Raw genomic sequence first — 2047 nt, forward strand, 5'->3', positions numbered from 1 at the left:
GCACCTTTCCCTTGTTTGTCTTCAGCACGCGCTTGAGCGTTGAATACGAAGTTTGCCATGAGATAAATCCTCATTAAAGATTAAATAAACTAAACTTGCGACCAGTTTAGTGATAGAAAACCCCAGCCAAGGCCAGGGTTAAGAAAAAGCTGCAATATTATAAACTATCGAACATCGCGCTGATAGACTCTTCGTTATTAATACGACGAATCGTTTCAGCAACCATGCTAGCAACAGAAACTTGACGGATTTTGCCCAAGTTCAATGCTTCTTCAGAAAGAGGAATTGTGTCAGTTACGACTAACTCATCAATTACTGAGTTACGTAAGTTCTCAATTGCTTTACCTGAAAGTACAGGGTGAGTTGCATATGCAACAACACGACGTGCACCAAATTGCTTAAGTGCATCAGCTGCTTTACACAATGTACCAGCAGTATCAACCATGTCATCTACAATAACGCAATCACGATCTTTTACATCACCAATCAAATGCATAACTTGCGATTCGTTGGCTTTTTGACGACGTTTGTCGATAATTGCTAAATCGATGTCACCCATATGTTTGGCAACAGCACGAGCACGTACTACACCACCAACGTCAGGAGAAACCACCATAAGGTTATCATGTTGTTGTTGACGTAAGTCAGCAAGCAAAGCAGGAGTACCGTAGATGTTGTCGACTGGAATATCGAAGAAACCTTGGATTTGGTCAGCATGTAAATCAATCATTACGACACGATCAATACCAACAGTGGTAAGCATGTCTGCAACAACTTTAGCTGTAATCGGCACACGTGCAGAACGTGGACGACGGTCTTGGCGAGCATAACCAAAATAAGGAATAACAGCGGTAATACGACCAGCACTTGCACGACGCAAAGCATCTGCCATAACCAAGATTTCCATAAGGTTATCATTGGTAGGCGCACAAGTAGGCTGAACGATAAATACGTCTTTACCACGAACATTTTCAGTAATTTCTACTGAAATTTCTCCATCAGAAAAGTGACCGACTGATGCAGCACCTAGAGGGATATGTAAGTGACTTACGACTTTTTGAGCGAACTGTGGATGAGCATTTCCACTAAAAACGACAAGATTGGGCATGAAGCACCCTTGGCGGTTGGTATGTAATGAAATAGATGGCAGGGGCGGCTGGATTCGAACCAACGGATGGCGAGATCAAAACCCGCTGCCTTACCACTTGGCGACGCCCCTAACTTGCAACTTTAAAATGATGTAAAGGAGATTCTTTTAAACTACGTACCAAGTAAGCTTTACATGGTGCATGTTTAAGAATGTCATCAACATTCATTTCATTGGTTACTTCAGTAAAAACACAAGCACCTGTACCTGTAAGCTTTGCATGACCAAATTGATCAAGATATTGCATTGCTTCTTCAACTTCAGGGTATAACTTTCTAGCCAAAGGCTCAAAGTTATTTCCAAAATTAGAAGGTTCTAACTGATAGGCGCAAAATTTAGTGGTCTTAGTGTCTCTTGTCAATGTTTTTTGTGAAAAAAGCAATTGAGTGCTGATAAAACAATCAGGTTTTAAAATAATGAACTGTTTTTGATCTAAGTCTATGAATGTTAAATGTTCACCAATACCTTCAGCCCATGCATTTTTACCATAAATAAAAATAGGAACATCAGCACCAAGTTTTACACCATAGTCAGCAAGCTCTGTCTGAGTTAGGCCACATTGCCATAATTGATTTAAAACAATGAGCGTTGTGGCGGCATTCGAAGAACCTCCGCCTAGACCTGCACCCATTGGAATATTTTTTTCAATGCTAATGTGTAGGCCACACAATTTTTTTGCATGCGGTTTTAATATTTGAGCAGCCCGATAAATCAGATTCTGCTCAAGTTGAACCTCACCTAAACCTTCAATCTGGATTTCATCTTTCTCAATAGGGGAAAAAGTCATCCAGTCATATAAATCAATGAGTTGAAAAATGGTTTGTAATTCATGGTAACCATTTTCACGACGTCCCGTTATATGTAAAAACAGGTTGAGCTTGGCTGGAGAAGGAACTCGAA

2 protein-coding genes and 1 tRNA gene are annotated in these 2047 nt (G+C 40.4%); all 3 read right to left on the minus strand.

Annotated features, from left to right (window positions below):
- Window positions 1–157: 157 nt before the first annotated feature.
- Complete coding sequence (locus J671_RS24615; RefSeq protein WP_031982366.1) at window positions 158–1108, minus strand: ribose-phosphate pyrophosphokinase; 951 nt, start codon at window positions 1106–1108, stop codon at window positions 158–160.
- Between the two features lie 36 nt (window positions 1109–1144).
- A tRNA-Gln gene (locus J671_RS0105400) sits at window positions 1145–1219 on the minus strand.
- Window positions 1218–2047, minus strand: an 830-nt coding sequence (gene ispE / locus J671_RS24620) for a 4-(cytidine 5'-diphospho)-2-C-methyl-D-erythritol kinase (protein WP_031983775.1), incomplete at its 5' end; no start/stop codon positions are given. The genes J671_RS0105400 and ispE, both read right to left, overlap by 2 nt.

The organism is Acinetobacter sp. 1130196 (assembly GCF_000588095.1).
Lineage (GTDB): Bacteria > Pseudomonadota > Gammaproteobacteria > Pseudomonadales > Moraxellaceae > Acinetobacter > Acinetobacter nosocomialis.

Excerpts from the sequence above, each read along its gene's own strand:
- J671_RS24615 (WP_031982366.1), bottom strand. The coding sequence starts at position 1,108 with ATGCCCAATCTTGTCGTTTTTAGTGGAAATGCTCATCCACAGTTCGCT.